Here is a 22,323-nt window from a genome sequence, read left to right on the forward strand (position 1 = left end):
TCAGTGTACTGGTGCGGGTCGATGTCAGCTCAGGCCGTTGGCCTTCAGCCAGTCCTTGGCGATGTCGGCGGGCTGCTTCTTGTCGACGGTGCTCTGGACGTTGAGCTTGACGAGCTCCTCGGTGCTGAGCTTCGCGCTGACCGCGTTGATCGTCTTCGAGATCTTGTCGGCGATGTCGCTGCTGGCGATGGGTACCACGTTCGACGAGAGGATCATGTTCTTCGGATCCTTGAGCGCGACGAGGTCGCCCTTCTCGAAGGCGGGGTCGGCCGAGTAGATGTCGGCGACCTGCACGGTGCCGGCGCGCAGCGCGTCGAGCGTGGTCGGGCCGGTTGCCGAGAAGGCGAGGTCGACGCCGTACTGCTCCTTGGCGGCTGCGGGACCGTAGGGGCGCTTCTCGAACTCGGGGGCGCCGCCGATGGTCGGCTTGCCGGGCAGCTTCGAGAGGTCGCCGATCGATTCGAGGCCGTACTTGTCGGCGGTGCTCTTGAGTACCGTGTAGGTGTCCTGGTCGGCGGCCTTGGCGTAGTCGAGGGCGGTGAGGTTCTTCGGGAGCGCCTTCGTGAGCGCGGCGTAGACATCGTCGGGGCTCGTGGCGGTGGCCTTGCCGTCGAGGAACTCGAGCAGGTTGCCCGTGTACTCGGGGAAGAGGGAGATCGCTCCCGACTTGAGGTCGGGCATGTATGCGTCGCGCTGTCCGATGTTGAACTTGCGTTCGACCTTCGTGCCGTCCTTCTCGAGCGCCTGCGCGTAGATCTCGGCGATGATCTCGTTCGAGTAGTAGGCCTGCGAGCCGACCACGACGGTGTCGCTGGACCCGGAAGTGGTCGTCTTGCCGGAGTCGTCGAGGGGATTGCCGGAGCTGCACGCACCGAGCGCGAGCGCGACGGCCGCGGCGGCGCCGACGGCGGCGATTCGGGTGATTCGAACGGTGAACATGGTGTTCCCTTCTTCGGTGGTCGGGTTCAGCCGGCCGAGGCGGCCGGCTGAGAGCGGTGGCGTTCGCGATGCGCGCCGCGGGCGGGGCGGCCTGAACCGGCTGTTGCGCGCACGCCCGCCGGGACGGCGGCGCGCTGGGCGAGCGCGAACAGGAGGTCGACGATGAGCGCGAGGAGTGCGACGAGGAGCGCTCCCGCCAGCACCTGGTCGAAGCGGCGCAGCGGGATGCCCTGGATGATGGGGAAGCCGAGGCCGCCGAGGTTGACGTACGCGGCGATGGTCACGGTCGCGATGACCTGCAGTGTGGCGGCGCGGAGTCCGCCGATCAGGAGGGGGAGCCCGAGGCGGAACTCGACTTTCCAGAAGATCTGCCACTGGGTCATGCCGGTGGCCTTCGCGGCGTCGATGACGCGGCGGTCGATGGCCTCGAGCCCGGTGTAGGCCCCGGCCAGCAGCGAGGGGATCGCGAGCAGGACGAACGTGAGCAGGGCGGCGGCCGGCACCTGGAGCACGCCGAAGAGCAGCACGAGCAGGATGAGGAGGCCGAAGGACGGGATCGCGCGCGCGGCGCCCGAGACGGCGACGGCGATCTCGCGGCCCGTGCCGGTGTGACCGATGATCCAGCCGATGGGCACGGCGATGACCGCCGCGATGAGGACGGAGAGCGCGGTATAGAGCAGGTGCTGGCCGAGCAGTGTGGGGATGCCGTAGGTGCCGCTCCACTGGGCTGGATCGAACAGCCAGGCGAGTGCGTCGCCGAAGAGGTTCATGCGATCGCCTCCGAGCGGGGCTGCGCGCCGCGTGCGTCGGCGCTCGCGCGCCGCGTGCGGGGCTTCTTGCTCGCCCGCTGCCAGGGCATGAGTACTCGGCCGAGCAGGACGAGCAGTGCGTCGATGATGAGCGCGAGCAGCACGACCGCGATGACGCCCGCGAAGACCTCCTCGATGAGTCGGCGGTCGAGCCCGTTGGTGAAGAGGTAGCCGAGGTTGTTGACGCCGATCAGCGTGCCGACCGTGGCGAGCGCGATGGTGCTGACCGCGGCGACGCGTACGCCGGCGAGGATGACGGGGCCCGCGAGCGGGAGCTCCACCGCCCAGAAGCGGCGCGCGGGCCCGTAGCCGGTCGCCGTCGCGGAGCGCAGCACGTCGGCGTCGACCGAGTCGAGCCCGTCTGCGACGGCGCGGACGAGGATCGCGACGGCGTAGATGGCGAGCGCGACGACCAGGTTGGTCTCGCTGATCGCCGAATAGCCGAGGAGCGCGGGCAGCAGGATGAGGAGCGCGAGCGAGGGGATCGTGTAGAGCAGGCCCGTGAGCAGGATGATGGGTCCGCGCACGAGCCGGTAGCGCCAGGCGAGACGGCCCAGCGGCAGGGCGATCACGAAGCCGAGCACGAGCGCGATGAGGCTCTGCCGCAGGTGCACCGCGGTGAGGTCGAGGATGAGGCCGAGGTTGTCGCCGATCCAGGTCACGTCAGTCGCCCCCTCCCGCGGCCGGGCCGGGCTCGGCGGCGGATCCGCGCTGGGCGGCGGCATGCGACGGATCCTCGACGAGTCGACCCTGCGTGCGGCCGTCGGCGTCGACCACGATCATGCCGTGGGGCGTCTGCCTGAGGCTCAGCGCGCGCTTGCCCCGATCGGCTCCGATGAACGCCGAGACGAAGCCGTCGGCGGGGTTCGCAAGGATCTCGTCGGGGGAACCCTGCTGCACGATGCGCGCACCGGCGTCGAGGATGACGATCTGATCGCCCAGGAGCAGTGCCTCGTCGATGTCGTGCGTGACGAAGACGACCGTCTTGCCGAGTTCGCGCTGCAGGCGCAGCAGCTCCTGTTGCAGCTCGGAGCGCACGATCGGATCGACGGCGCCGAAGGGCTCGTCCATGAGCAGGATGTTGGGGTCGGCGGCGAGGCCGCGGGCCACGCCGACGCGCTGCTGCTGCCCGCCGGAGAGCTGGCTCGGGTAGCGGTCGGCCAGCGCGCGGTCGAGTCCGACCGTGTCGAGCAGTTCGCGCGCCCGGGCGTGCGCGTCGCGCCGTGATGCGCCGTTGAGGCGGAGCACCGTCGAGACGTTGTCGATGACGGTGAAGTGCGGCATGAGCCCCGAGTTCTGCATGACGTAGCCGATGCTGCGGCGGAGCGTGACGGGGTCGCGATCCTGCACGCTCTCGCCGTCGATCTCGACCGTGCCCGAGCTGGGATCGACCATGCGGTTGATCATGCGCAGGAGCGTGGTCTTGCCCGAGCCCGAGGAGCCCACCAGCACCGTGGTGCGGCGCGCGGGAATGACCAGGTTGAACTCCCCAACGGCGAGGGTGCCATCGGGGAATCTCTTCGATACGGAGCGGAACTCGATCATCGCTCAGACACTACGGCACCCCACCGACATTCACGAGGGGCTTGCGCGATCACGCCGAATCCCGTCCGTACGCCTCGAGCAGCCGCAACCAGATCTCGCTCACCGTCGGGTACGAGGGGACCGCATGCCAGAGCCGCTGGATCGGCACCTCGCCGACCACCGCGACGGTCGCCGCGTGCACGAGTTCGGCGACCTCGGGGCCGACGAACGTCGCCCCGAGCAGGATGCGCCGATCCTCGTCGACCACGATCCGCGCGCGCCCGTTCGGGCCGTCGCCGTGCAGGGAGGCACCCGCGACCGAGGAGAACTCGACGTCGACCGCGCGCACGCGCCGCCCGGCCTGCTGCGCCGCGGCTTCGGTGAGCCCGACCGAGGCGACCTCCGGCTCCGAGAACACCACCTGCGGCACCGACGCACGATCCGCCGTCGCCGCGTGGCGCCCCCAGGCACGGTCATCGACCGGGCCGCCCTGCGCACGCGCGGCGATCGCATCGCCCGCGGCGCGCGCCTGATACTTGCCCTGGTGCGTCAGCGGCGCTCGGCCGTTCACATCGCCGACCGCGTACAGCCAGTCGACCCCGGGCACCCGCAGCGAGTCGTCGGTACGGAGCCACGATCCCGGCTCGAGGCCGATCGTCTCCAGTCCGATGTCGTCGCTGCGCGGGCTCCGGCCCGTCGCCACGAGGATCTCCTCGGCGAGCACCTCGCCCCCGTCCACTCGGACGGTGACTCCGGCGACATCCCGATCCACGCGCGTGGGCGAGACGCCCGTGCGCACATCGACACCCAGCTCACGCAGCCCCTCGGCCACGAGCTCGCCCGCGAACGGCTCGAACGCTCCGAGCAGGCCGCTGCGCGCCAGCATCGTCACCCGGGAGCCCAGGGACGCGAACGCCGTCGCCATCTCGACCGCGACCACACCGCCGCCCACCACGATCAGCGACTCCGGCACCTCCTCAGCGCTCGTCGCCTCGCGGCTCGTCCACGGCGCGGCCTCCTGCAGGCCCGGGATCCCGGGCACCACAGCATCGGATCCGGTGCTCACCGCGACCGCGTGCCGCGCCGTGAGCACGCGCTCGCCGCCGTCGGGGCCCGTCACCGTGACGCGGCGCTCGCCGCTGATCCGGCCGTGGCCGCGCACCAGATCGATGTTCGCGCTGTTCAGCCAGTCGACCTGGCCGGAGTCGTCCCAGTCGCTCGTGAACGCGTCGCGGCGTCGCAGCACCGCGGGCACGTCGAGCTCGCCCGTCACCGCCTCGGCCGCGCCGGGCACCCGGCGGGCCGCACGGAGCACCTGTCCGGAGCGCAGCAGCGCCTTCGACGGCATGCACGCCCAGTAGGAGCACTCGCCGCCGACGAGCTCGCTCTCGACGATCACCGCCGTGAGGCCGCCCTGCACGGCGCGATCCGCGACGTTCTCGCCCACCGGGCCGCCGCCCAGCACGATCAGATCGTATTCATCGGTCATCTGCATCACAGCCTCTCCGAATCGGATGCTCCCACCCTTTCAGCTTCAGTGGGCTCGGGGAAGGGGGATCCCGGGTTCCAACCCGGCGGTCAGGTTCGCGTCCGATGTCTTTCGTGTTGCTGGGTGCAGAGCGAGCGCGGGGAGCCTCCAGCAGAGGCTCCCCGCATGCCCGACTAACAATCCGGCATATTGTCCAGATTGTTCGGGGAGTAGCTGTCTGCGGCGGTAGTCAGGTAGTCACCTCCATTTCGCCGTCCGACCTTTACGTAGACGGACCTGCCGCCGACAGATACGAGGTAGGCAGCTGGATTCAGCTTGATATTCGATACCGCCTGGGCCTTCGTGTGCCGCCAGCCAACCCCGCACAGCCCGATGATGTCGCCATCCCGGTCCTTGTCGCTCCCACGAACCTGCAGTGTCATTGATTGCTCCTTTGCTTGGTGTGCCGATGGATCTCGGCACGCGACATCGTCCCTGACACCACTGACATCGGTGGCGTGATCCGATGGATATCCTTGAAGTCATGCGGATCGGACGGAAACGGAAGCGGCGCGACCGCGGCGATCTGCCGCTCGAGGACGTGGCCAGTCGGATCACCGCGTATGTGTACGGCAACATCATCGTGCTCGCGACGCTCATCCCGCTGTCGCGGGAGGACGCGCAGAGCGGCTGGTCGTTCTGGATCGTGCTCGGCGCCTCGGCGACGACGTTCCTGGCGCACACCTTCGCCGAGTCGGTGGGGTTCCGGGTGCGCTCGGATCACCGGCTCAGCCGAGAGGAAGCACGCGACGAACTGCGCAACTCGATGCCCGTGCTCACCTCGGGCGTCTTCCCGGCGGCCGTGCTCGGCCTCGCGGCGCTCTTCGGGGCGCCGGGGGAATGGGCGCAGCTCGCGGCGGAGATCTACGTGATCGTGCGCCTCGGCCTCACCGGCGTGATCGTGGCCCGCATCCGCAAGCAGCCCAGCTCGCTCCGCATGATCCTCAGCGGCGTCGGCGTCGCCGTAGTGGCAGCGGGGATCGCGGTGGCCAAGATCTTGGTGGGACACTGACTCCGCGGGAAGACTGCCTAACCTGTCCTTTTCCCTCTCAATCCTGTTTCCAGATCTGAGGCGAAACAAGTGTTGAAGTTACCATCAGGCGGCCCGCACGCTCCGGCTTCGGTCTCGATGACTTGAGAGAATCTGGAGTCTCACTGACGCAGTGCTGGCTCTCTGCAAGCACGACTCAACGGTCGTGCCCGTGAGATTCGGACTAGTCTGGACGATGTGACAGACCTGACAGGTGCGACCGCAATGAGTGCCCTGCGTTCTCTTATCGCGGAGCGTGAATGGGCGCAGTTCCACTCGCCGGAAAACCTCGCCAAGTCGATCGTCATCGAAGCGGGCGAGCTTCTCGAAGAGTTCCAGTGGTCACCCGACTTCGACGTCGATCGTGTTCGTCTGGAGCTCGCTGACGTCCTGACCTATTGCTACGCGCTCGCTGACCGTTTGGGCGTCGATCCTGATGCGATCATCCTCGAAAAGCTCGAAATTACCCGGGCCAAGTACCCTGCGGAGACGTCGCGTGGCAGAAGCGCCAAGTATGACCAGCTTTGAGGTCCAGGAGATCCCGTTCGAGTCCGCGAGTATTCGTGACTACCCGGACCCGACCGGGAAATTGAGCAACTGGCCCGCCGTCTACGCCATCAACAACCAACGCGACATCTACGTGGGTGAGACCGGGAACGCGCTGCTTCGGATGACGCAGCATCGTCGCGACCCGAGGAAGCAGGATCTCGACGTCGCGCGGATTCTGCTCGATGACACCTTCCACCGCTCTGCCTGCTATGACCTGGAATCGCTTCTGATTCAGTGGTTCTACTCCGACGGCGTGTACACCGTCATCAACGCTAACGATGGGCACCGCAACGAGGAGTATGCCGGGCGAGCTGCCTTCCAGCCGCGCTTCCGGGAAATCTTCGAGGATCTACGGAAGCGGGGGCTCTTCCGGCATTCGTTGCGTGAGATCGAAAACAGCGACTTCTTTAAGCTCTCTCCGTTCAAGTCCCTCGTACCCGATCAGGAGCGGGCGATCCTTGAGATCCTCAAGGCTCTCTTCGAAGACATCGAGGCCGGGCGACGCACGACGATGGTCGTGGCGGGGAACCCCGGTACGGGAAAGACCGTCGTTGGCATCTCACTGGTCAAGACGCTGCGAGACATCCAAGCTTCCCGTGGCATCGACGACGCCGAGCAGGGGAGCTCGCTTTCCGACTACTTCGCCCAGGGATACCCCGAACTGCTCGAGAGGTTGCGGGTGGGCATCGTCGTTCCGCAGCAATCGCTCCGAACCTCGATCGCCAAGATATTCGACCGCGCCCCGGGGCTCGAACGATCGGAAGTCCTCACCGCATATGACGTCGGAAAGGCGACCGAACCGTATGACGTCCTCGTGGTCGACGAGGCGCACCGCCTCAACCAACGCGCGAACCAATCGTCCGGTTCGTTGAACAAGGCGTTCGCTGAGATCAACGAACGACTCTTTGGGAGGGACTCCACCGAGTTCACGCAGCTCGACTGGATTCGCGCGCAGAGCACGCACAACATCTTGTTGATGGATGCGGAGCAGAGCGTGCGACCCGCGGATCTTCCGCCCGAAGTGATTGGCGAGGTAGTCGGGGAAGCGAAAGCTAGCCAGCATTTCTTCCCGTTGAGGACCCAGATGCGCGTCAAAGCCGGCACCGATTACATCGGGTTTGTGAGAGACATGCTGGCCGGCCGGAACCCCGAGCGACCGGAACTGGGTGACTACGAGTTCGCGCTGTTCGACGACATCGGTGAGATGGAGAAGCTGATCCGCAAACGTGACCGCACCGAGGGCCTCTCGCGCCTCACAGCCGGGTACGCGTGGACGTGGGAATCGGATCCGAAGAAGAAGGGCATGAAGCGCCTTCCCCTCGCAAAGCGCCCTTACGACATCGAGATCGATGGGCATCGCTGGCGCTGGAACTCTGCCGAGAAGGACTGGATCAACTCTCCAGATGCCCTCGACGAAGTCGGATCGATCCACACTGTCCAGGGATACGACCTCAACTATGCGGGTGTGATCATTGGGCGCGATCTGCGGCTTGAACCCAGGACCGGGGAGATTAGGTTCGATCGGTCCCAGTACCGGGACAAGAAAGGCCTCGAGAACAATCGCAAGCGCGGGATCGTCTACACCGACGCCGAGATCGAACGCTATGTGAAGAATATCTATTCCGTGCTCTTGACCCGAGGCATTCGGGGAACCTACGTGTACGTCTGCGAGGAGGGTCTGCGAGAGCACCTTCGTGCATTCATCCCCAGCGCCTGACAGGGCACTCTTCGTCCGGACGCGTCGAAGGGGTGGGTGGCATCAGTTGGAGCAGATCGGTGTTCGTCCTCGTGTGCGGTGAACATCGATGTTCAGTGCTCTCCTCAGCTGTGTCGAGTCCGAACCGCCGTGGTGCGGGCCGCAGCGTCCATACTGAGGCGTAGGCCAAGGCCTGATCTCGGTCAGGGGACTACGATGACTGATGTCCAACGTCGGACTCGGCCTCAGGAAGGACCGGCTGCAGCATGACCGATCGGGGCGTCTACGTCTCAGCGCTCGAACTCTTCTCGCTCGGCATCGGGCCCTCGAGCTCGCACACCGTCGGGCCGATGCGCGCGGGGGCGATGTTCCGCGACCGCCTCGCCGCCGCGGGCGATCTGCCGCGAGTGACGCGCTTCGTCGTGCGGTTACAGGGATCCCTGGCCGCGACCGGCATCGGCCACGGATCGCCCGACGCGGTGATCGCCGGGCTCCGCGGCCTGCAGCCCGAGACGGTCGACCCTGATCTGGTACACGGCGAATGGGATCGCCTCGACGCAGGCGAGACGATCGACGTCGACGGCGTCTCCATGAACAAGGACGACATCGTGTTCGCCCCGTTCTCGCGGCACGACGGGCACCCGAACTCCCTCGTGCTCACCGCCGAAGCGGACGGCGAGACGCTGCTCAGCGAGACCTACCTGTCGATCGGCGGCGGATTCATCGAGCGGGTCGGGGATCCCGAGACCGGCGCCGATGCCGGTGCCGGTGAGGATCCCGCCACCCCGCAGCTCCGTCACCGCTACGCGAGCATCGCCGAGCTGATGGAGGTCGTCGGCGACCGCCGCATCGCCGACATCGCCTGGGAGGACGAGATCGCGCTGCACGGGGAGGAGAAGGCCCAGGCGGGTCTCGATCTGATCTGGTCCGAGATGCGATCCTGCATCGAGCGCGGGCTCGAGGGGCAGGGCGTGCTGCCCGGCAGGCTGGGCGTGAAGCGCCGCGCCGCCGAGGGCCTGCGCAAGCTGCGTGAGCGCGACGGCTGCGACACCGCCGAGGAGGCGCTGGCGCTCTACGCGCTCGCCGTGAACGAGGAGAACGCGGCCGGGCGCCGCGTCGTCACGGCCCCCACGAACGGCGCCGCGGGCGTGCTGCCGGCCGTCCTCTACTTCGCGACCGTCCAGGGCGGCTTCGATCCCGAAGCGATCCGCACCTTCCTGCTCACCGCGACCGCGATCGGATCCGTGTTCAAGGCCAACGCCTCCATCTCGGGTGCCGAGGCCGGCTGCCAGGCGGAAGTCGGCAGCGCCTGCGCGATGGCCGCCGCCGGGATCACCGCGATCCGCGGGGGATCGGTCGCCCAGATCGAGAACGCCGCCGAGATCGCCCTCGAACACCACCTCGGCCTGACCTGCGATCCCGTGGGCGGTCTCGTGCAGATCCCGTGCATCGAGCGCAACGCGGTCGCGGCGTCGACGGCGCTGACCGCCTGCCGGCTCGCGCTGCTCGGCGACGGCACGCACGTCGTGCCGCTCGACACGACCATCGAGACGATGCGGCAGACCGGCGCCGACATGTCGGAGCGCTACAAGGAGACGAGCACGGGCGGCCTCGCCGTCAACGTCGTCGAGTGCTGATCCGGCACCGGCACCAGCGCCGGCACCCGCGCGCCCATCGGCACGCGCATCCCTGCGAGCGGCGAGGGATCCCGCTCCGGACCGCGACGCCGTAGAATCGCAGGCGTGCTGTCATCGCGAGCGGATCGAACGGGTCGAGGACTCGTCGCCGCCGCGATCGCGGTGTTCGCCGCCGTGCTGTCGCACTCCATCGCCGACGGACGCCCGGCGCCGCTGCTCGGCATCCTGCTGACGCTCGTGTTCGCGGTGCCGCTCTGCGTCGCGCTCGCGGGCCGCGAGCTGTCGTGGATCCGGCTGTCGCTCGCGGTCGGCCTCAGCCAGTTCGTGTTCCACGGTCTGCTGCTGATCGGGATCACCGACCCTGCCGCACTGCCGGCCGCGACCGACGCAGCTGCCGCGGCGACCGCGCAGAGCGCCCACGCCGCGCACACCGCGCAGGCGCTGCTGCCCGGGATCGCGCCGGTCGGCCCGGCCGCGCACGCGGCGCACGCGGGAGTCGGCATGTGGATCGCCCACCTGATCGGCGCCGCCGTGACCGTGGCCGCGCTCGGAGCGGGGGAGCAGGCGCTGCGCGCGCTGCTCGACCTCTTCGGCTGGGATCGCCTGCTGCGCGTGCTGAACTGGGTCCCGTCGCCGCAGCGCGCGGCGGTGCGGATCGCTGCGGCCTGGCGCTTCACCGCGCCGAAACTCGTCGTGCTGACGGAGATGCGTCTGCGCGGACCGCCGCTCCCGGCGTAGCCCGCACTCTGCATCCCATTTCTCTGCGCACGCGCGGTCCTCCGAAGCACGGACGACCGCTGCGGCCCGTACCGGCGACGCCCCGCTGCGTCCCGCCGACCGCCCGCACCGGCACCACGTCGGGCGTGCGCGCACACCGAAAGTCGGCATACACATGCACACTCCCACTACTCACAACGTCCGCAAGCGGAAGCACCTCCTCGGCGCCGTCGCGGCCCTCGGCCTCGGCGCGACGCTCGCGATCGCCGCCCCCATGGCGGCGTCCGCGCACGTCACGGTCGATCCCGGACAGGTCGAGGCCGGCGGCTGGAGCTACGTCACGTTCCGCGTCCCCACCGAGTCCGACACCGCGAGCACCACCAAGCTCGAGGTGCACCTGCCGAAGGACACCCCCTTCACCCACATCTCGTACCAGCCGACGCCCGGTTGGAAGACGGCGGTCGCCCAGCAGAAACTGCCGAAGCCGGTCAAGGTCATGGGCAACACCATCGAAGAAGCGCCGACCGAGGTCACCATGACCGCCGATGGATCGGGGATCCTGCCCGGCCAGGTGCAGACCTTCACCCTCTCGATCGGACCCGTGCCTGACACCGGCCGTGTCGTGATCCCCGTCACGCAGACCTACAGCGACGGCAAGGTCGTCGAGTGGAAGGCGACGCCCGAGGAGGTCGCGAAGAACGACACTCTCGAGCCGGCGCCCGTGCTCTGGATCAACGACGCGCCGCCCGCGGGCGACCACCACTCCGGCGTGACGGCGAAGGCCGATGCGCACCACGGCGAGGCGGCTGAGAACTCGTCGAACGGCGGGAGCGATTCCGGCGCGGTTTCGTTGGGACTGAGCATCGGCGCGATCGTGCTCGCGGCGGGCGGGGCGCTGCTCGCCGCGCTGGCGTTCTCCCGTTCGCGGAAGCCGCAGGCGTGATCCGCGGTCGGAAGGATTCTCGGGGGAACGGGAGCGGGCGTGGGATCCGGGCCGCGCTCGCGGGAGCCGCTCTGGCGCTCGTCGCGGTCCCGTTCGCCGCGTCGGCGGCGTTCGCCCACGACTCGCTCGTGAGCGCGACACCGGCGCCCGACACGACGACGGGATCGGTCGACTCCGTCGTGCTGCAGTTCAACAACTCGCCGCTCGGACTCGAAGAGGGCAACCTCGTGCAGGTGATCGGCCCCGACGGGAAGTACTACGAGACCTCGTGCCCGACGCTGTCGGCGACGCAGGTCACGACGCCGGTGAAGCTCGGCCCGGCCGGGAAGTACGAGGTCGAGTGGCGGGTCGTGTCGTCCGACGGGCACCCCGTGGCCGACCGATTCACCTTCACCTACACGGGCGAGCCCGCCCCGGGCGTGAGGTCGAAGACGCCGCACTGCGGCAAGGCGGCGCCCACCGGGAGCGGGGCCTCTGCCTCGGAACCGGCAGGTGGTGAGCGCCTTGCCGAGACGAAGGGCACCGGCAACGGGCTCTGGATCGGAGCCGGAGTCGGCGGCGCGGCGGTGCTCGTCGTCGGCCTCGGCGCCTGGGTGATCCTGCGGAAGCCGCGCGCCGGGCGCTGATCCGGCGCTCCTGCGCTCCTGCGCTCCGGCGCTCCTGCGCTCCTGCGCCCCGGCGCCCCTGCGCTCCGGTCGAGTGAGCAGTTGTACAGGTTATGAAGCCGCATAACCTGTACAACTGCTCACTCGGTTGACGTGCGAGATGCGAGATGCGAGATGCGAGATGCGAATTGCGAGGTGCGAATCGCAAGTCGAGTGAAAACCGGGATCATGAGAAGCACGACGACCGGCGGAACCCGCCAGCCGCGACCGGCGGTGCGCCCGCATTCTTCGTGCACCTGCGACAGAAAAGCCGCGGAACACAGCCCGGGCCGATCGCGCCGCGCCAGGATGTGAGCCATGACGGACAACGCAGACCGCAGCCCCGTGGCGACCGACGCTCGCCCCCGCCTCTCCACCCGCTTCACCGAGGCGCTCGGGATCGAGTATCCGGTGGTGCAGGGCGGCATGATGTGGGTCGGCCGGGCCGAGCTCGCCGCCGCCGTCTCGGAGGCGGGCGGCCTCGGCATCATCACGGCGCTCACGCAGCCGACGCCGGCGGATCTGGTCAAGGAGGTGGAGCGTGCGCGCACCCTCACCGACAAGCCGATCGGCGTGAACCTCACGATCCTCCCGTCGATCGCCCCGCCGCCCTACGACGAGTACCGGCAGGCGATCATCGACGCGGGCGTCACCATCGTCGAGACCGCCGGGTCGAGCCCCGAGCCGCACATGCAGCAGTTCACCGACGCGGGCATCAAGGTGATCCACAAGTGCACGAGCGTGCGGCACGCGCTGAAGGCGCAGAGCCTCGGCGTCGCGGCCGTGTCGATCGACGGCTTCGAGTGCGCGGGGCACCCCGGAGAGGACGACGTGCCCGGGCTCGTGCTGATCCCGGCGGCGGCCGACGCGCTGTCGATCCCGTTCATCGCCTCGGGCGGCTTCGCCGACGGGCGCGGACTCGCGGCGGCGCTCGCGCTCGGCGCCGACGGCATCAACATGGGATCGCGCTTCATGTGCACGGTCGAGTCGCCGATCGCGCAGGCCGTCAAGGAACGGATCGTCGCTGCGAGCGAGCTCGACACCAACCTCATCTTCCGTACTCTGCGCAACACGGCGCGCGTCGCGAAGAACTCGGTGAGCGACGAGGTCGTGCGGATCCTGAACGACGGCGGACAGTTCCCCGACGTGCAGCCGCTCGTCGCCGGCGCGCGAGGTCGGAAGGTGTTCGAGCAGGGCGACATCGAGGCCGGTATCTGGACCGTGGGCCAGGTGCAGGGTCTGATCCACGACATCCCGAGCGCGGGCGAGGTCGTGCGGCGCACCGTGGCCGAGGCGAAGCAGCGCCTCCAGGAGCGGCTCGCGCAGTTCGCCTGATCCGGCTCGCCGTCGCCGTCATCCTGCGCGAGGAAGGGGGCGCGGGATCCTGCGACTCGCTCCTCGCGCAGGATGACGGGCGGATCAGCCCGCCGGCAGCGACGCGCAGTTGTTCGGCGCTTGCTTCCCGTTCCAGCGGTCGAGCGTCCACTGCACGAGTTGCGGGGTGAGCGGCGATTTCGGGCCGACGAGCTCCATGTGGCCGAGTCCGGGATAGGTGCGGTAGTCGAGCGCGACGCCGGCGGCGCACTGGTCGCCGACCCAGCCGCGCTGCAGCTGCGGGCGAACGAGAGGATCCGCGAGCCCCTGCGCCACGAGCAGCGGGGCGTCGAACGGGCCCTCCGGCGAGTTTTCGCGCAGCAGCGCGCCGAGCTCGCCCGAGAGGAGCTTGTCGGGGAACACCTGGTTGGGGATCTGCGTGCCGCGCAGCAGCGCCGCGATCGCGTCGCGGTCGGTGAAGCAGAGCTGCGAGATGCGGTCCACGCCCGGGGCGGATCCCGGGGTGAGGTGCGCGAGCAGGTTCAGCTCGGGGTAGTGCGTGTCCCAGGACGCCGCGATGTACGACGAGATGACCTTGCCGGCGGCATCCTTCTTGTCGAGTTCGGCGAGCCCGTACAGGTCGCTCGCGGGGGCCATCGCCGCGGTCGCGACGACGGTCAGCTCGGGCGCGTACTCGGCGGCGATCTTCGCGGTCCAGAGCGCGCCGTGCCCGCCCTGCGAGTGCCCCCAGACGACGGTGCGGTGGCTGAGCTGCAGTTCGCCGAGCTCCCGCGCCGCGCGGGATGCGTCGAGCACGTTGCGCGCCTCGTCCTGCCCGACGAGGTAGGCCTCCTGCCCCTCCGTGCCGAGCCCGGCGTAGTCGGAGGTGACGCCGACCCAGCCGTGCTGCACCACCATCGAGGTGAGCGAGGTCGAGGCTCCGTCGGCGAAGGGGCTGCTGCTGAGCGAGGGGGCGCAGGGGCGCGAGACCCCCGTGGTGCCGTGCGCGATGCTGAGCAGGGGCGCGTCGCCCGCCGCCGGGTGCAGCGGCGCGAGCACGGTGCCGCTCGCGAGGGTCGGGGAACCGTCGCCGCTCGTGCTCGTGTAGAGGATCCTCCAGGCGCGCGCGCCCTGCGGCACCCCCTCGGTCAGGGGTTCCGAGCGCAGCAGCTTGCCGGGCTCGCCGGGCAGGTTCGCGGGTGCGGCGTAGAAGTTGCCGGGCGCGGGCCGCTTGTCGCTGCGCAGCAGCCAGCCGCTGCCCATCGCGAGCAGCACGGCGAGGGCGAGGGCGCCGCCCGCGGCGAGGGTGTGGCGCACGCGGAGGCGCGGGCTCCACGTGATGCCCGAGCGGCGCGCCCAGCGGCGGATCGCGGATTCGAAGAGCAGCCGCAACCCGACGAAGGCGAGCCACACGGCCGTGCCGATCCGGATGAAATCGAGGGTGAGCACGGGCCAGGTGAGGCTGACGAAGCCGATGATGATGCTCGCGCCGGCCGAGAGCAGGCCCGCGAGCCGGCGCGATTCGTGCGTGCGGAACGACTGCACGGCCGAGAGCACGCCGTGCACCATGAGGCCGAGACCGATGAGGGCCGCGAGGGCGGGCGCGCCGATGTCGCTGCGGATCGCGATCCCGGCGCCGACCGCGATGAGCGCGCCGGGCGCGAGCCAGCGCCAGGGGCCGCGGCGTTCGCGCGGCGCCGCCGACGCGCTGGCACCCGCTTCGAGGGCGATCAGGCCCAGCCCGAGCGCGGCCAGCGCGATCCCGGCGATGCGGGTGAACGCGAACAGATCGAGGTCGGTGAAGGCGAGCGCGACGCCCGCGGTCAGGGTGAGGGCGCCGAGCGCGACGCGCACCGGCGGCGCGATCCGCTCGAACGCGCGGGTGATGCTGCGCCGCCGTGGCCCGCCGGGTCGTCGCGTCATCCCTGTCGGCTCCTCTGTTCGGATATCGCTCCAGCTTAGGCGGATCGCGCGCGGCGCGGGCTCCGCTGGCCGACCACGATCCCGGCGAGCACGAGCGCGATCCCGAGCAGCTGTGCGGGCGCGAGGCTCTCGCCGGCGACGACGGTGCCGAGCAGCACGCCGGTGACGGGGTTGAGCAGGCCGACGAGGCCGACCACGCCGGGGGAGAGGTGCGCGAGGCCGGTGAACCAGCAGAGGTAGGCGGCCGCGGTGGCGATGATCGAGACGAACAGGATCGCGGCGATGCCGCTCGGCGGGAGCTGCGGCGGGGCGCCCTCGATGCAGGCGGCGACGGCGACGAGGACGATGCCGCCGAACAGCAGCTGCCAGGAGGTGAGCGCGAGCACGGGAGTATCGTCGCGCCAGCGCTGGGTGAGGATCGAGCCGATCGAGAAGACGAGGAGCGCGGCCATCGAGGCGGCGACGCCCCAGCCGTCGATGCGCGCGGTCGACAGGCCGACGATGAGGATCACGCCGACGATGCCGCAGACCGCGCCGATGAGCGTGGGGAGGTTCAGCCGCTGTCCGAGCATGGCCCAGCCGAGCAGCCCCAGCACGAGCGGCGAGGCCGCCATGATCGAAGCGGCCACGGAGGACGGGAGCAGCTGCGCCGCGACGTAGACGAGCACGAAGAACACGCTGAAGTTGATGAGGCCGAGCAGCGGGGCGCGCCACCACCAGGATCCGGTGGGGAGCTTGCGCACGAACAGGAAGAGCAGGATCCCGGCGGGCAGCGCGCGGAGCGCGGCGCCCCAGAGCGGCGAGTCGGCGGGCAGGAAGTGGTGCATCACCGGGTAGTTCGAGCCCCAGGCGATCGGGGCGAGCGCGGTGAGCGCGATCCATTTCGCGTGCGATCCGCGGGTTTTTGCTTCCATGGAAGGGAGTATAGCTTCCGAGGAAGGTATGATCGACGCATGAGCGAGCCCGCGCCCGACCACGTCGACCGGATCCTGGCGCAGTGGAGCGTCGAGCGCCCCGACCTCGACGTCTCGCCCGTCGGCGTGATCGGCCGCCTGCACCGCCTCGCCGAGCGGCTGCGCGACGAGCTCGTCGCCCTCTACCGCGAGTACGGGCTGGGCGAGGGGGAGTTCGACGTGCTCGCGACGCTGCGCCGCACGGGCGCGCCCTACGAGCTCGCGCCCGGCGAACTCGCCGCGCACACCATGGTCACCACGGGGGCCGTGAGCAAGCGGCTCGACCGGCTCGAGGCGATGGGCTACGTGCAGCGGCGGTCGAGCGACCAGGACGGCCGTGGGCGAGTGGTGGGGCTCACCGCTGCCGGTATCGCGGCCATCGACGAGGCGTTCGCCGCGCACGTGCGCAACGAGGCCCGGCTGCTCGACGGCCTCGATCCCGAGCAGCGGGCGCAGCTCATCGGGCTGCTGCGGACCTGGATGCGCGCGCTCGACGACTGAGCGCGTCTTCGACCTCATCCTGAGCGATGCGGTCACCGGCGTCGTCCTGCGCGACGAAGGAGTCGCAGGATCCTGCGACTCGGAAGCTCGCGCAGGATGACGGGAGAAGCGGTCTCAGCCGAGCTTGCGCAGCGTGTTGATGTTGCGCGTCGTCGTGGAGGTCTTGAAGCGGGCCCGGGCGATGTGCTTCGAGAACGGCGTATCGGTGCTCCCGCCCCGCGGGCAGCGCCAGTAGACGACGCCGGGGCCAGCGGCGAAGCGCTCGGCGTTCTCGGAAGCCTCGGCACCAGGATCCGTGGCGCCCGGATCCGTCCCGGGCGCGCCCGCGAGCACCGCGTGCAGCGCGTCGGCGTCGGCGGCGAACACGACGTAGGCGTGGTGCGCGGGATCCTCCGCGAAGGGGTAGCCCGCGATGATCCCGTCGAGCTCGGCCAGCGGCACGAGCACGATCCAGGCGTCGTAGCCGAAGCGTTCGCCCAGCGCGCGCTCGATCCGGGCCTTGAGCTCCGTGCGCGCCGCGTCCGACGAACCGTCGACCTCGTCGGCGTCGAAGCACACGTTCCCCGAGGCGAGCACGGTGCGCACCTGCCCGAAGCCGAGCTCGCGGAAGAGCCCCGCCAGTTCCGCGCTGCGCACCGTGATGCCGTTGACGTTCACCCCGCGCAGCAGCGCGATCCATCGAGCCATGCCGTCATCATAGGCGCGGCCGCCCGCAGCGGCTCGCGCGCGCCACCGCCCGGCCGCGCCGCGTAGACTGGCCCGGTTATGGCGCATCTTCTGGGGGCCGAGGCCCTGCACCTCGAGGTTCCGGCCCGAATCATCTTCGACTCCGTCACGATCGGCGTCGCCGAGGGCGACCGCATCGGCATCGTCGGCCGCAACGGCGACGGCAAGTCGAGCCTGCTGATGATGCTCGCGGGGCGCCGCGATCCCGATTCGGGTCAGGTGACGTCGCGCGGCGGCACCCGCATCGGTGTGCTCGAGCAGTCCGACGCGTTCCCCGAGGGCGAGACCGTCGGTCACGCGATCGTCGGCGAGACGCCCGAGCACGAGTGGGCCGGCGTGCCCCGGGTGCGCGAGGTCATCGCGGGGCTCGTGACCGATCTGCCGTGGGACGGCCTGATCGCGGACCTGTCGGGCGGGCAACAGCGCCGCGTCGCGCTGGCCCGGCTACTCGCCGGGGAGTGGGACATCCTCGCCCTCGACGAGCCCACCAACCACCTCGACGTCGAGGCCATCGCCTGGCTCGCCGATCACCTGAAGCGCCGCTGGCCGGCGAACCAGGGCGCGCTGCTCGTCGTGACGCACGACCGCTGGTTCCTCGACGAGGTGTGCAACACCACGTGGGAGGTGCACGACCGCATCGTCGAGCCGTTCGAGGGCGGCTACGCCGCATACATCCTGCAGCGCGTCGAGCGCGACCGCCAGGCGGCCGTGGTCGAGCAGAAGCGGCAGAATCTGGCGCGCAAGGAGCTCGCCTGGCTGCGCCGCGGCGCTCCTGCGCGCACGTCGAAGCCGAAGTTCCGCATCGACGCCGCCAACGAGCTCATCGCCGATGTGCCCGAGATCCGCGACCGGGTCTCGCTGCAGTCGATGGCCGTCGCACGCCTCGGCAAGGAGGTCGTGAACCTGCTCGACGCCTCGGTGAGCTTCGGCGATCCCGAGACGGGCGCCGAGCGCGAGGTGCTGCACGAGGTCGAGTGGCGGCTCGCTCCCGGCGAGCGCACCGGGATCCTGGGGCGCAACGGCGCCGGGAAGTCGACGCTGCTCGGCCTCATCGACGGCACGCTCGAGCCGACCTCGGGCACCGTGAAGCGTGGCAAGACCGTGCAGGTCGCGATGCTCACGCAGCGGATCGACGAGCTCGAGGAGCACTGGAACGACCCGGTGCGCGTCGTGATCGACGGGCTGCGCACGAGCTTCACGGTGGGCAGCGGCTCGAAGGCGCAGGACCTCACGCCGGGGCAGATGCTCGAGCGCATGGGCTTCACGAACGCGCAGCTCTCCACCCAGGTGAAGGATCTGTCGGGCGGGCAGCAGCGCCGCCTGCAGCTGCTGCTGATCCTGCTCGGCCAGCCGAACGTGCTGATCCTCGACGAGCCGACCAACGATCTCGACACCGACATGCTCGCCGCGCTCGAGGATCTGCTCGACTCGTGGCCGGGCACGCTCATCGTGGTGTCGCACGACCGCTACTTCCTGGAGCGTGTCACTGACCAGCAGTACGCGATCCTGCACCGGCGCCTGCGCCACCTGCCGGGCGGTGTCGACGAGTACCTGAGGCTGCGCGCGGCCGAGCGCGCCGCGGGGGAGCGCGCCGGATCCGCGCCGGCCGCGTCCGGCGGCTCGTCCGCGGCTCCGGCCTCGGCGGCGTCCGCCGCGGGATCCGCAGCCCCGGCGCTCGCGGGAGCGGAGCGCCGCACCGCCGAGAAGGAGCTGCAGTCGATCGAGCGCCGTCTCGCGAAGATCGAGACCGAGGTCGCCGCGGTGCACGCGCGCATGGCCGCGCACGATCAGAGCGACTACGCGGGGCTCGGCGCGATCGGCGAGGAGTTGAGCGCGCTCGAGGCCGAGGCCGCGGAGCGCGAGGAGCGCTGGCTGGAGCTGTCCGAACTGCTGGAGTAGCGGCGCGGCCGGGGGGCTTTCGCGCACGGCTCCGGCGCACGGCCGCCTAGCGGCTCGCAGCCGGCGCCTGCTCGCGCACGAAACGCGCCAGCGCCCGCTTGCTCGTGGTCAAGCAGTCGATCCGAGACTCGAGCTCGGCGATCTGCTCGCGCACCATGCCGGCGAGGATCTCGTCGCAGCGCTCGCTCCAGGAGTCGGGGGAGTCCTGCCGGTCGAGCACGATCCGGATGAACCGGGTCGGTACGCCTGCGGCGCGCAGGTCGCGGATCGTGCGGACTCTCGCGGCGTCCGAATCGCTGTACTCCCGGTAGCCGTTCGAGCGTCGCTCGGGCGCGAGCAGCCCCTCGTCCTCGTAGTAGCGCAGCATGCGCGCGCCGATGCCCGTGAGGCGCGAGATCTCGCCGATCCGCATGCGAGCCCTCCCTCCACCGGCACGGTGCTTGACCTTCACATTGATGTCAATGTTTAGCGTACTCTCATGCACTCCGAAACTGCGCTCGATCGCACGCGAACCGCTCCGCCCCGCCTCCCGTGGGCCGCACTCGCGGCGCTCACCGCCGCCGCGTTCGGCACGGTCACCGTCGAACTCATGCCCTCCGGCCTGCTCCCCGAGATCGGGCGCGACTTCGGCGTCGATCCGGGCGCCGTCGGCGCGCTCGTCGGCGCCTGGGCGATCACCGTCGCGGTGACGGCGCTCCCGCTAGTGCGGCTGACGGCGCGGATCCCGCGCGTCCGCCTGCTCGGCGGAGCGGCGGCGGTGGTGGCCGTCGTCGCCCTGCTGACCGCGTGGGCTCCCGCATACGACTGGCTGGTGGCGGGCCGGGTGCTCTCGGCGGCCGCGCACGGCGTGTTCTGGGCGGTGCTCGTGCCGACGGTCGCCGGGCTCGTGCCCGCCGAGCGACTCGGGCGGGCCCTGTCGTTCGTGCTGGCCGGTCCGACGCTCGCGGGACTGGTCGGGCTTCCCGCGGTCGCGGCGCTCGCGAGCGCCATCGGCTGGCGGGCGGTCAGCGGGTTCCTCGCGATCCTGCTGGCCGCGGCGGTGCTCGGGGTGCACCACACCCTTCGCTCGGTCACGACCCGAACCGCGCCGAGCGAGGGGCCCGCCCGGTTCGACCGCAGCGCGGTGCCGGTCGGGCTGCTCGCGCTGGCCGGCGGCCTCGTGCTCGTCGGCCACTTCGCCGCCTTCACCTACGTGACCGCCCTGGTGGTGCGGCTCGGCGGACTCGGCAGCGGAGCGGTTCCCGCCGTGCTGCTGCTGTTCGGTGCCGCGGGTGCGGTGGGCGTCGCGCTCGCCGGCCCGCTCGCGGACCGAGTTCCGCGGGCGGCGCTGGTCGGGACCGCGCTCGGCGTCGCGTTCGGGCTGCTCCTGCTGATGCTCGGTTCCGGGCGGTCGGCGATCTTCTGCCTCGGCGTCGGGGTGTGGGGCGTCGCGGTCGGCGCCTTCCCGCCGATCCTGCAGGCCGCGGTGCTGCGGGCCTCATCGGTCCGGTTCCGTCCGCTCGCCGGCGGGGTGCTCGTCGTCGTGCTGAACGCGGGGATCGCGCTCGGGGCCTGGGCGGGCGGCGCCTTGCTGGGCGGAGGCGTCGCGCAGCTCGCGCTCGCCGCACTGCTCGCGGCCGGTGCCGGAGCGCTCGCGCTCGCGGGCGCCCTGACCGCCGACCGGGGCGGGACGAGCTAGGGATCCGGGCCCGCGCTGCTCTCGGCAGCGCTGCCGAGAGCAGCATCCGCCCCGCGGGAGGCCGCGCCGGAGCAGGCTGACGGCATGAGCGAATCACCGAAACCACCCGTGTTCACCGAGCCGTTCCGGCGCGAGTTGTTCGAGCGCCGGATCCTGGTGCTCGACGGCGCCCTCGACGACGACAACGGCATGCTCCTCGCGACGCAGATCGCGGCGCTGTCGGCCGCCGATCCCGTCGCCGACATCGCCCTCTGGATCCACTCGCCGGGCGGGTCCGTTCCGGCCATGCTCGCGATCCGCGACATCATGCGGCTCGTGCCGAACGACGTCTCGACCCTTGCGCTCGGCATCGCCTACAGCGCGGGCCAGTTCCTGCTCACCTCGGGCACGAAGGGCAAGCGGCGGGCGCTGCCGCACGCGCGAATCCTCATGCATCAGGGATCGGCGGGGATCGGCGGATCCACCATCGAGGTCGAGCTGCAGGCCGGCGACCTGCGCCACACCCGCGACACGCTGCTGCGCCTCACGAGCGAGGACACCGGGCAGCCGGTCGAGCGGATCTTCGAGGACTCGCTGCACGACCACTGGTACTCGGCTGAGGAGGCGCGCGACTACGGCTTCATCGACGGGATCGTCGAGAGCTTCGCCGAGATCATGCCGCGCGGGGCGGGAGCTCCGGGGCTCGGATTCAGCGCACCGATCGGGGCGGAGGTCGCGCGATGAGCGGCAGCTACACGATCCCGAGCGTCATCTCCGAGAGCCCCCGAGGCGACCGGATCATGGACGTCTACTCGCACCTGCTCACCGAGCGGATCATCTACCTCGGCACCCCGATCGACTCGGGCGTCGCGAACGCGATCATCGCGCAGCTGCTCTACCTCGACTCGTCGAGCCCGGGGACCGACATCCAGCTCACGATCAACTGCGAGGGCGGCGATCCGAGCGCGATGCTCGCGATCGCCGACACGGTGCAGTACCTGCGATCCGATGTGACCACGATCTGCGTCGGGCAGGCGATCGGCGTCGGTGCGGTGCTGCTGGCGTCGGGCGCCGCGGGGAAGCGGCTGGCGCTGCCGCACGCGCGCGTGGTGCTGCATCAGCCCGGCAATCAGGGGCGTCGCGGCACGATCCCGGATCTGATCCTGCAGGCCGACGAGGCGGTGCGGATCCGAGCGGAGCTCGAGGCCGTGCTCGCCGAGCGCACCGGGCAGTCGGCCGAGCGGTTGCGCACCGACACGGATCACGACCGGGTGTTCACCGCGAGCGAGGCGCGCGACTACGGACTCGTCGACGAGGTGATCTCGCGGCGCTGA

23 protein-coding genes are annotated in these 22,323 nt (G+C 70.3%); 13 read left to right on the forward strand and 10 right to left on the reverse strand.

Annotated elements, in window-relative coordinates; genetic code table 11:
• Nucleotides 1-24 precede the first annotated feature (24 nt).
• From ABD169_RS07175 to ABD169_RS07200, 6 genes are all read right to left on the reverse strand, one after another.
• Entirely contained in the window at nt 25-939 is a 915-nt protein-coding gene (locus ABD169_RS07175; protein WP_344030980.1) for an ABC transporter substrate-binding protein, read from the reverse strand.
• A gap of 26 nt (nt 940-965) precedes the next feature.
• A complete protein-coding gene (locus ABD169_RS07180; RefSeq protein ID WP_344030982.1) occupies nt 966-1,709 on the reverse strand; it encodes an ABC transporter permease in 744 nt (247 codons plus the stop codon).
• On the reverse strand, nt 1,706-2,410 hold the full coding sequence (locus ABD169_RS07185; protein WP_344030984.1) for an ABC transporter permease: 705 nt from the start codon (nt 2,408-2,410) through the stop codon (nt 1,706-1,708). The genes ABD169_RS07180 and ABD169_RS07185 overlap by 4 nt, the downstream gene beginning before the upstream one ends.
• A 1-nt stretch (nt 2,411) precedes the next feature.
• Nucleotides 2,412-3,293 (reverse strand): ABC transporter ATP-binding protein, encoded by an 882-nt coding sequence (locus ABD169_RS07190; protein WP_344030986.1) that lies wholly within the window; start codon nt 3,291-3,293, stop codon nt 2,412-2,414.
• A 49-nt stretch (nt 3,294-3,342) separates the two neighbouring features.
• A complete protein-coding gene (locus ABD169_RS07195) occupies nt 3,343-4,767 on the reverse strand; it encodes a dihydrolipoyl dehydrogenase family protein (RefSeq protein WP_425560950.1) in 1,425 nt (474 codons plus the stop codon).
• A gap of 167 nt (nt 4,768-4,934) precedes the next feature.
• The gene (locus ABD169_RS07200) at nt 4,935-5,183 is read right to left on the reverse strand and encodes a DUF3892 domain-containing protein (RefSeq protein WP_344030990.1); all 249 of its coding nucleotides are present in this window, start codon (nt 5,181-5,183) and stop codon (nt 4,935-4,937) included.
• Nucleotides 5,184-5,284: 101 nt separating this feature from the next.
• Between ABD169_RS07200 and ABD169_RS07205 the strand changes: the two genes are divergently transcribed.
• The 8 genes from ABD169_RS07205 to ABD169_RS07240 all read left to right on the forward strand — a co-directional run bounded on the left by ABD169_RS07205 (nt 5,285) and on the right by ABD169_RS07240 (nt 13,351).
• A complete protein-coding gene (locus ABD169_RS07205) occupies nt 5,285-5,812 on the forward strand; it encodes a hypothetical protein (RefSeq protein ID WP_344030992.1) in 528 nt (175 codons plus the stop codon).
• 243 nt (nt 5,813-6,055) lie between these two features.
• A complete protein-coding gene (locus ABD169_RS07210) occupies nt 6,056-6,358 on the forward strand; it encodes a nucleotide pyrophosphohydrolase (RefSeq protein WP_344031655.1) in 303 nt (100 codons plus the stop codon).
• The gene (locus ABD169_RS07215; protein ID WP_344030994.1) at nt 6,345-8,096 is read left to right on the forward strand and encodes a DNA/RNA helicase domain-containing protein; all 1,752 of its coding nucleotides are present in this window, start codon (nt 6,345-6,347) and stop codon (nt 8,094-8,096) included. The genes ABD169_RS07210 and ABD169_RS07215 overlap by 14 nt, the downstream gene beginning before the upstream one ends.
• A 245-nt stretch (nt 8,097-8,341) precedes the next feature.
• Nucleotides 8,342-9,712, forward strand: a complete 1,371-nt coding sequence (locus ABD169_RS07220) for an L-serine ammonia-lyase (RefSeq protein WP_344030996.1) — start codon at nt 8,342-8,344, stop codon at nt 9,710-9,712.
• A gap of 105 nt (nt 9,713-9,817) precedes the next feature.
• Entirely contained in the window at nt 9,818-10,450 is a 633-nt protein-coding gene (locus ABD169_RS07225; protein ID WP_344030997.1) for a hypothetical protein, read from the forward strand.
• A gap of 154 nt (nt 10,451-10,604) precedes the next feature.
• Nucleotides 10,605-11,372, forward strand: a complete 768-nt coding sequence (locus tag ABD169_RS07230) for a YcnI family copper-binding membrane protein (RefSeq protein WP_344030999.1) — start codon at nt 10,605-10,607, stop codon at nt 11,370-11,372.
• A complete protein-coding gene (locus ABD169_RS07235) occupies nt 11,369-11,998 on the forward strand; it encodes a copper resistance CopC family protein (protein WP_344031000.1) in 630 nt (209 codons plus the stop codon). The genes ABD169_RS07230 and ABD169_RS07235 overlap by 4 nt, the downstream gene beginning before the upstream one ends.
• 336 nt (nt 11,999-12,334) lie before the next feature.
• Nucleotides 12,335-13,351, forward strand: a complete 1,017-nt coding sequence (locus tag ABD169_RS07240; protein WP_344031002.1) for an NAD(P)H-dependent flavin oxidoreductase — start codon at nt 12,335-12,337, stop codon at nt 13,349-13,351.
• A gap of 84 nt (nt 13,352-13,435) precedes the next feature.
• On the opposite strand, the gene ABD169_RS07245 is transcribed toward ABD169_RS07240, so the two are convergent.
• Nucleotides 13,436-15,253, reverse strand: a complete 1,818-nt coding sequence (locus ABD169_RS07245; RefSeq protein WP_344031004.1) for a lipase family protein — start codon at nt 15,251-15,253, stop codon at nt 13,436-13,438.
• Nucleotides 15,254-15,288: 35 nt separating this feature from the next.
• Nucleotides 15,289-16,167: a DMT family transporter gene (locus ABD169_RS07250; RefSeq protein WP_344031006.1), complete on the reverse strand. Its 879-nt coding sequence runs from the start codon at nt 16,165-16,167 to the stop codon at nt 15,289-15,291.
• Nucleotides 16,168-16,206: 39 nt separating this feature from the next.
• On the opposite strand from ABD169_RS07250, the gene ABD169_RS07255 reads away from it, so the two are divergent.
• Nucleotides 16,207-16,707, forward strand: a complete 501-nt coding sequence (locus ABD169_RS07255; protein WP_344031008.1) for a MarR family winged helix-turn-helix transcriptional regulator — start codon at nt 16,207-16,209, stop codon at nt 16,705-16,707.
• Nucleotides 16,708-16,821: 114 nt separating this feature from the next.
• On the opposite strand, the gene ABD169_RS07260 is transcribed toward ABD169_RS07255, so the two are convergent.
• On the reverse strand, nt 16,822-17,394 hold the full coding sequence (locus ABD169_RS07260; protein ID WP_344031009.1) for a DUF1697 domain-containing protein: 573 nt from the start codon (nt 17,392-17,394) through the stop codon (nt 16,822-16,824).
• A gap of 78 nt (nt 17,395-17,472) precedes the next feature.
• On the opposite strand from ABD169_RS07260, the gene ABD169_RS07265 reads away from it, so the two are divergent.
• The gene (locus tag ABD169_RS07265) at nt 17,473-19,332 is read left to right on the forward strand and encodes an ABC-F family ATP-binding cassette domain-containing protein (protein ID WP_344031010.1); all 1,860 of its coding nucleotides are present in this window, start codon (nt 17,473-17,475) and stop codon (nt 19,330-19,332) included.
• A 46-nt stretch (nt 19,333-19,378) separates the two neighbouring features.
• Here ABD169_RS07265 and ABD169_RS07270 read toward each other — a convergent pair whose 3' ends face one another.
• Nucleotides 19,379-19,744, reverse strand: coding sequence for a MerR family transcriptional regulator (locus ABD169_RS07270; RefSeq protein ID WP_344031011.1), 366 nt, complete (start codon nt 19,742-19,744; stop codon nt 19,379-19,381).
• 66 nt (nt 19,745-19,810) lie between these two features.
• Between ABD169_RS07270 and ABD169_RS07275 the strand changes: the two genes are divergently transcribed.
• The 3 genes from ABD169_RS07275 (at nt 19,811) to ABD169_RS07285 (ending at nt 22,323) form a co-directional block, all read left to right on the forward strand.
• Nucleotides 19,811-21,010 carry an MFS transporter gene (locus tag ABD169_RS07275; protein ID WP_344031012.1) on the forward strand — a complete coding sequence of 400 codons (1,200 nt, stop codon included), beginning with the start codon at nt 19,811-19,813 and terminating at the stop codon, nt 21,008-21,010.
• An 84-nt stretch (nt 21,011-21,094) separates the two neighbouring features.
• Nucleotides 21,095-21,733 (forward strand): ClpP family protease, encoded by a 639-nt coding sequence (locus ABD169_RS07280; protein WP_344031013.1) that lies wholly within the window; start codon nt 21,095-21,097, stop codon nt 21,731-21,733.
• Complete coding sequence (locus ABD169_RS07285) at nt 21,730-22,323, forward strand: ClpP family protease (protein WP_344031015.1); 594 nt, start codon at nt 21,730-21,732, stop codon at nt 22,321-22,323. The genes ABD169_RS07280 and ABD169_RS07285 overlap by 4 nt, the downstream gene beginning before the upstream one ends.

The sequence above is a fragment of the Leucobacter iarius genome, from assembly GCF_039530105.1.
Classification (GTDB): domain Bacteria; phylum Actinomycetota; class Actinomycetes; order Actinomycetales; family Microbacteriaceae; genus Leucobacter; species Leucobacter iarius.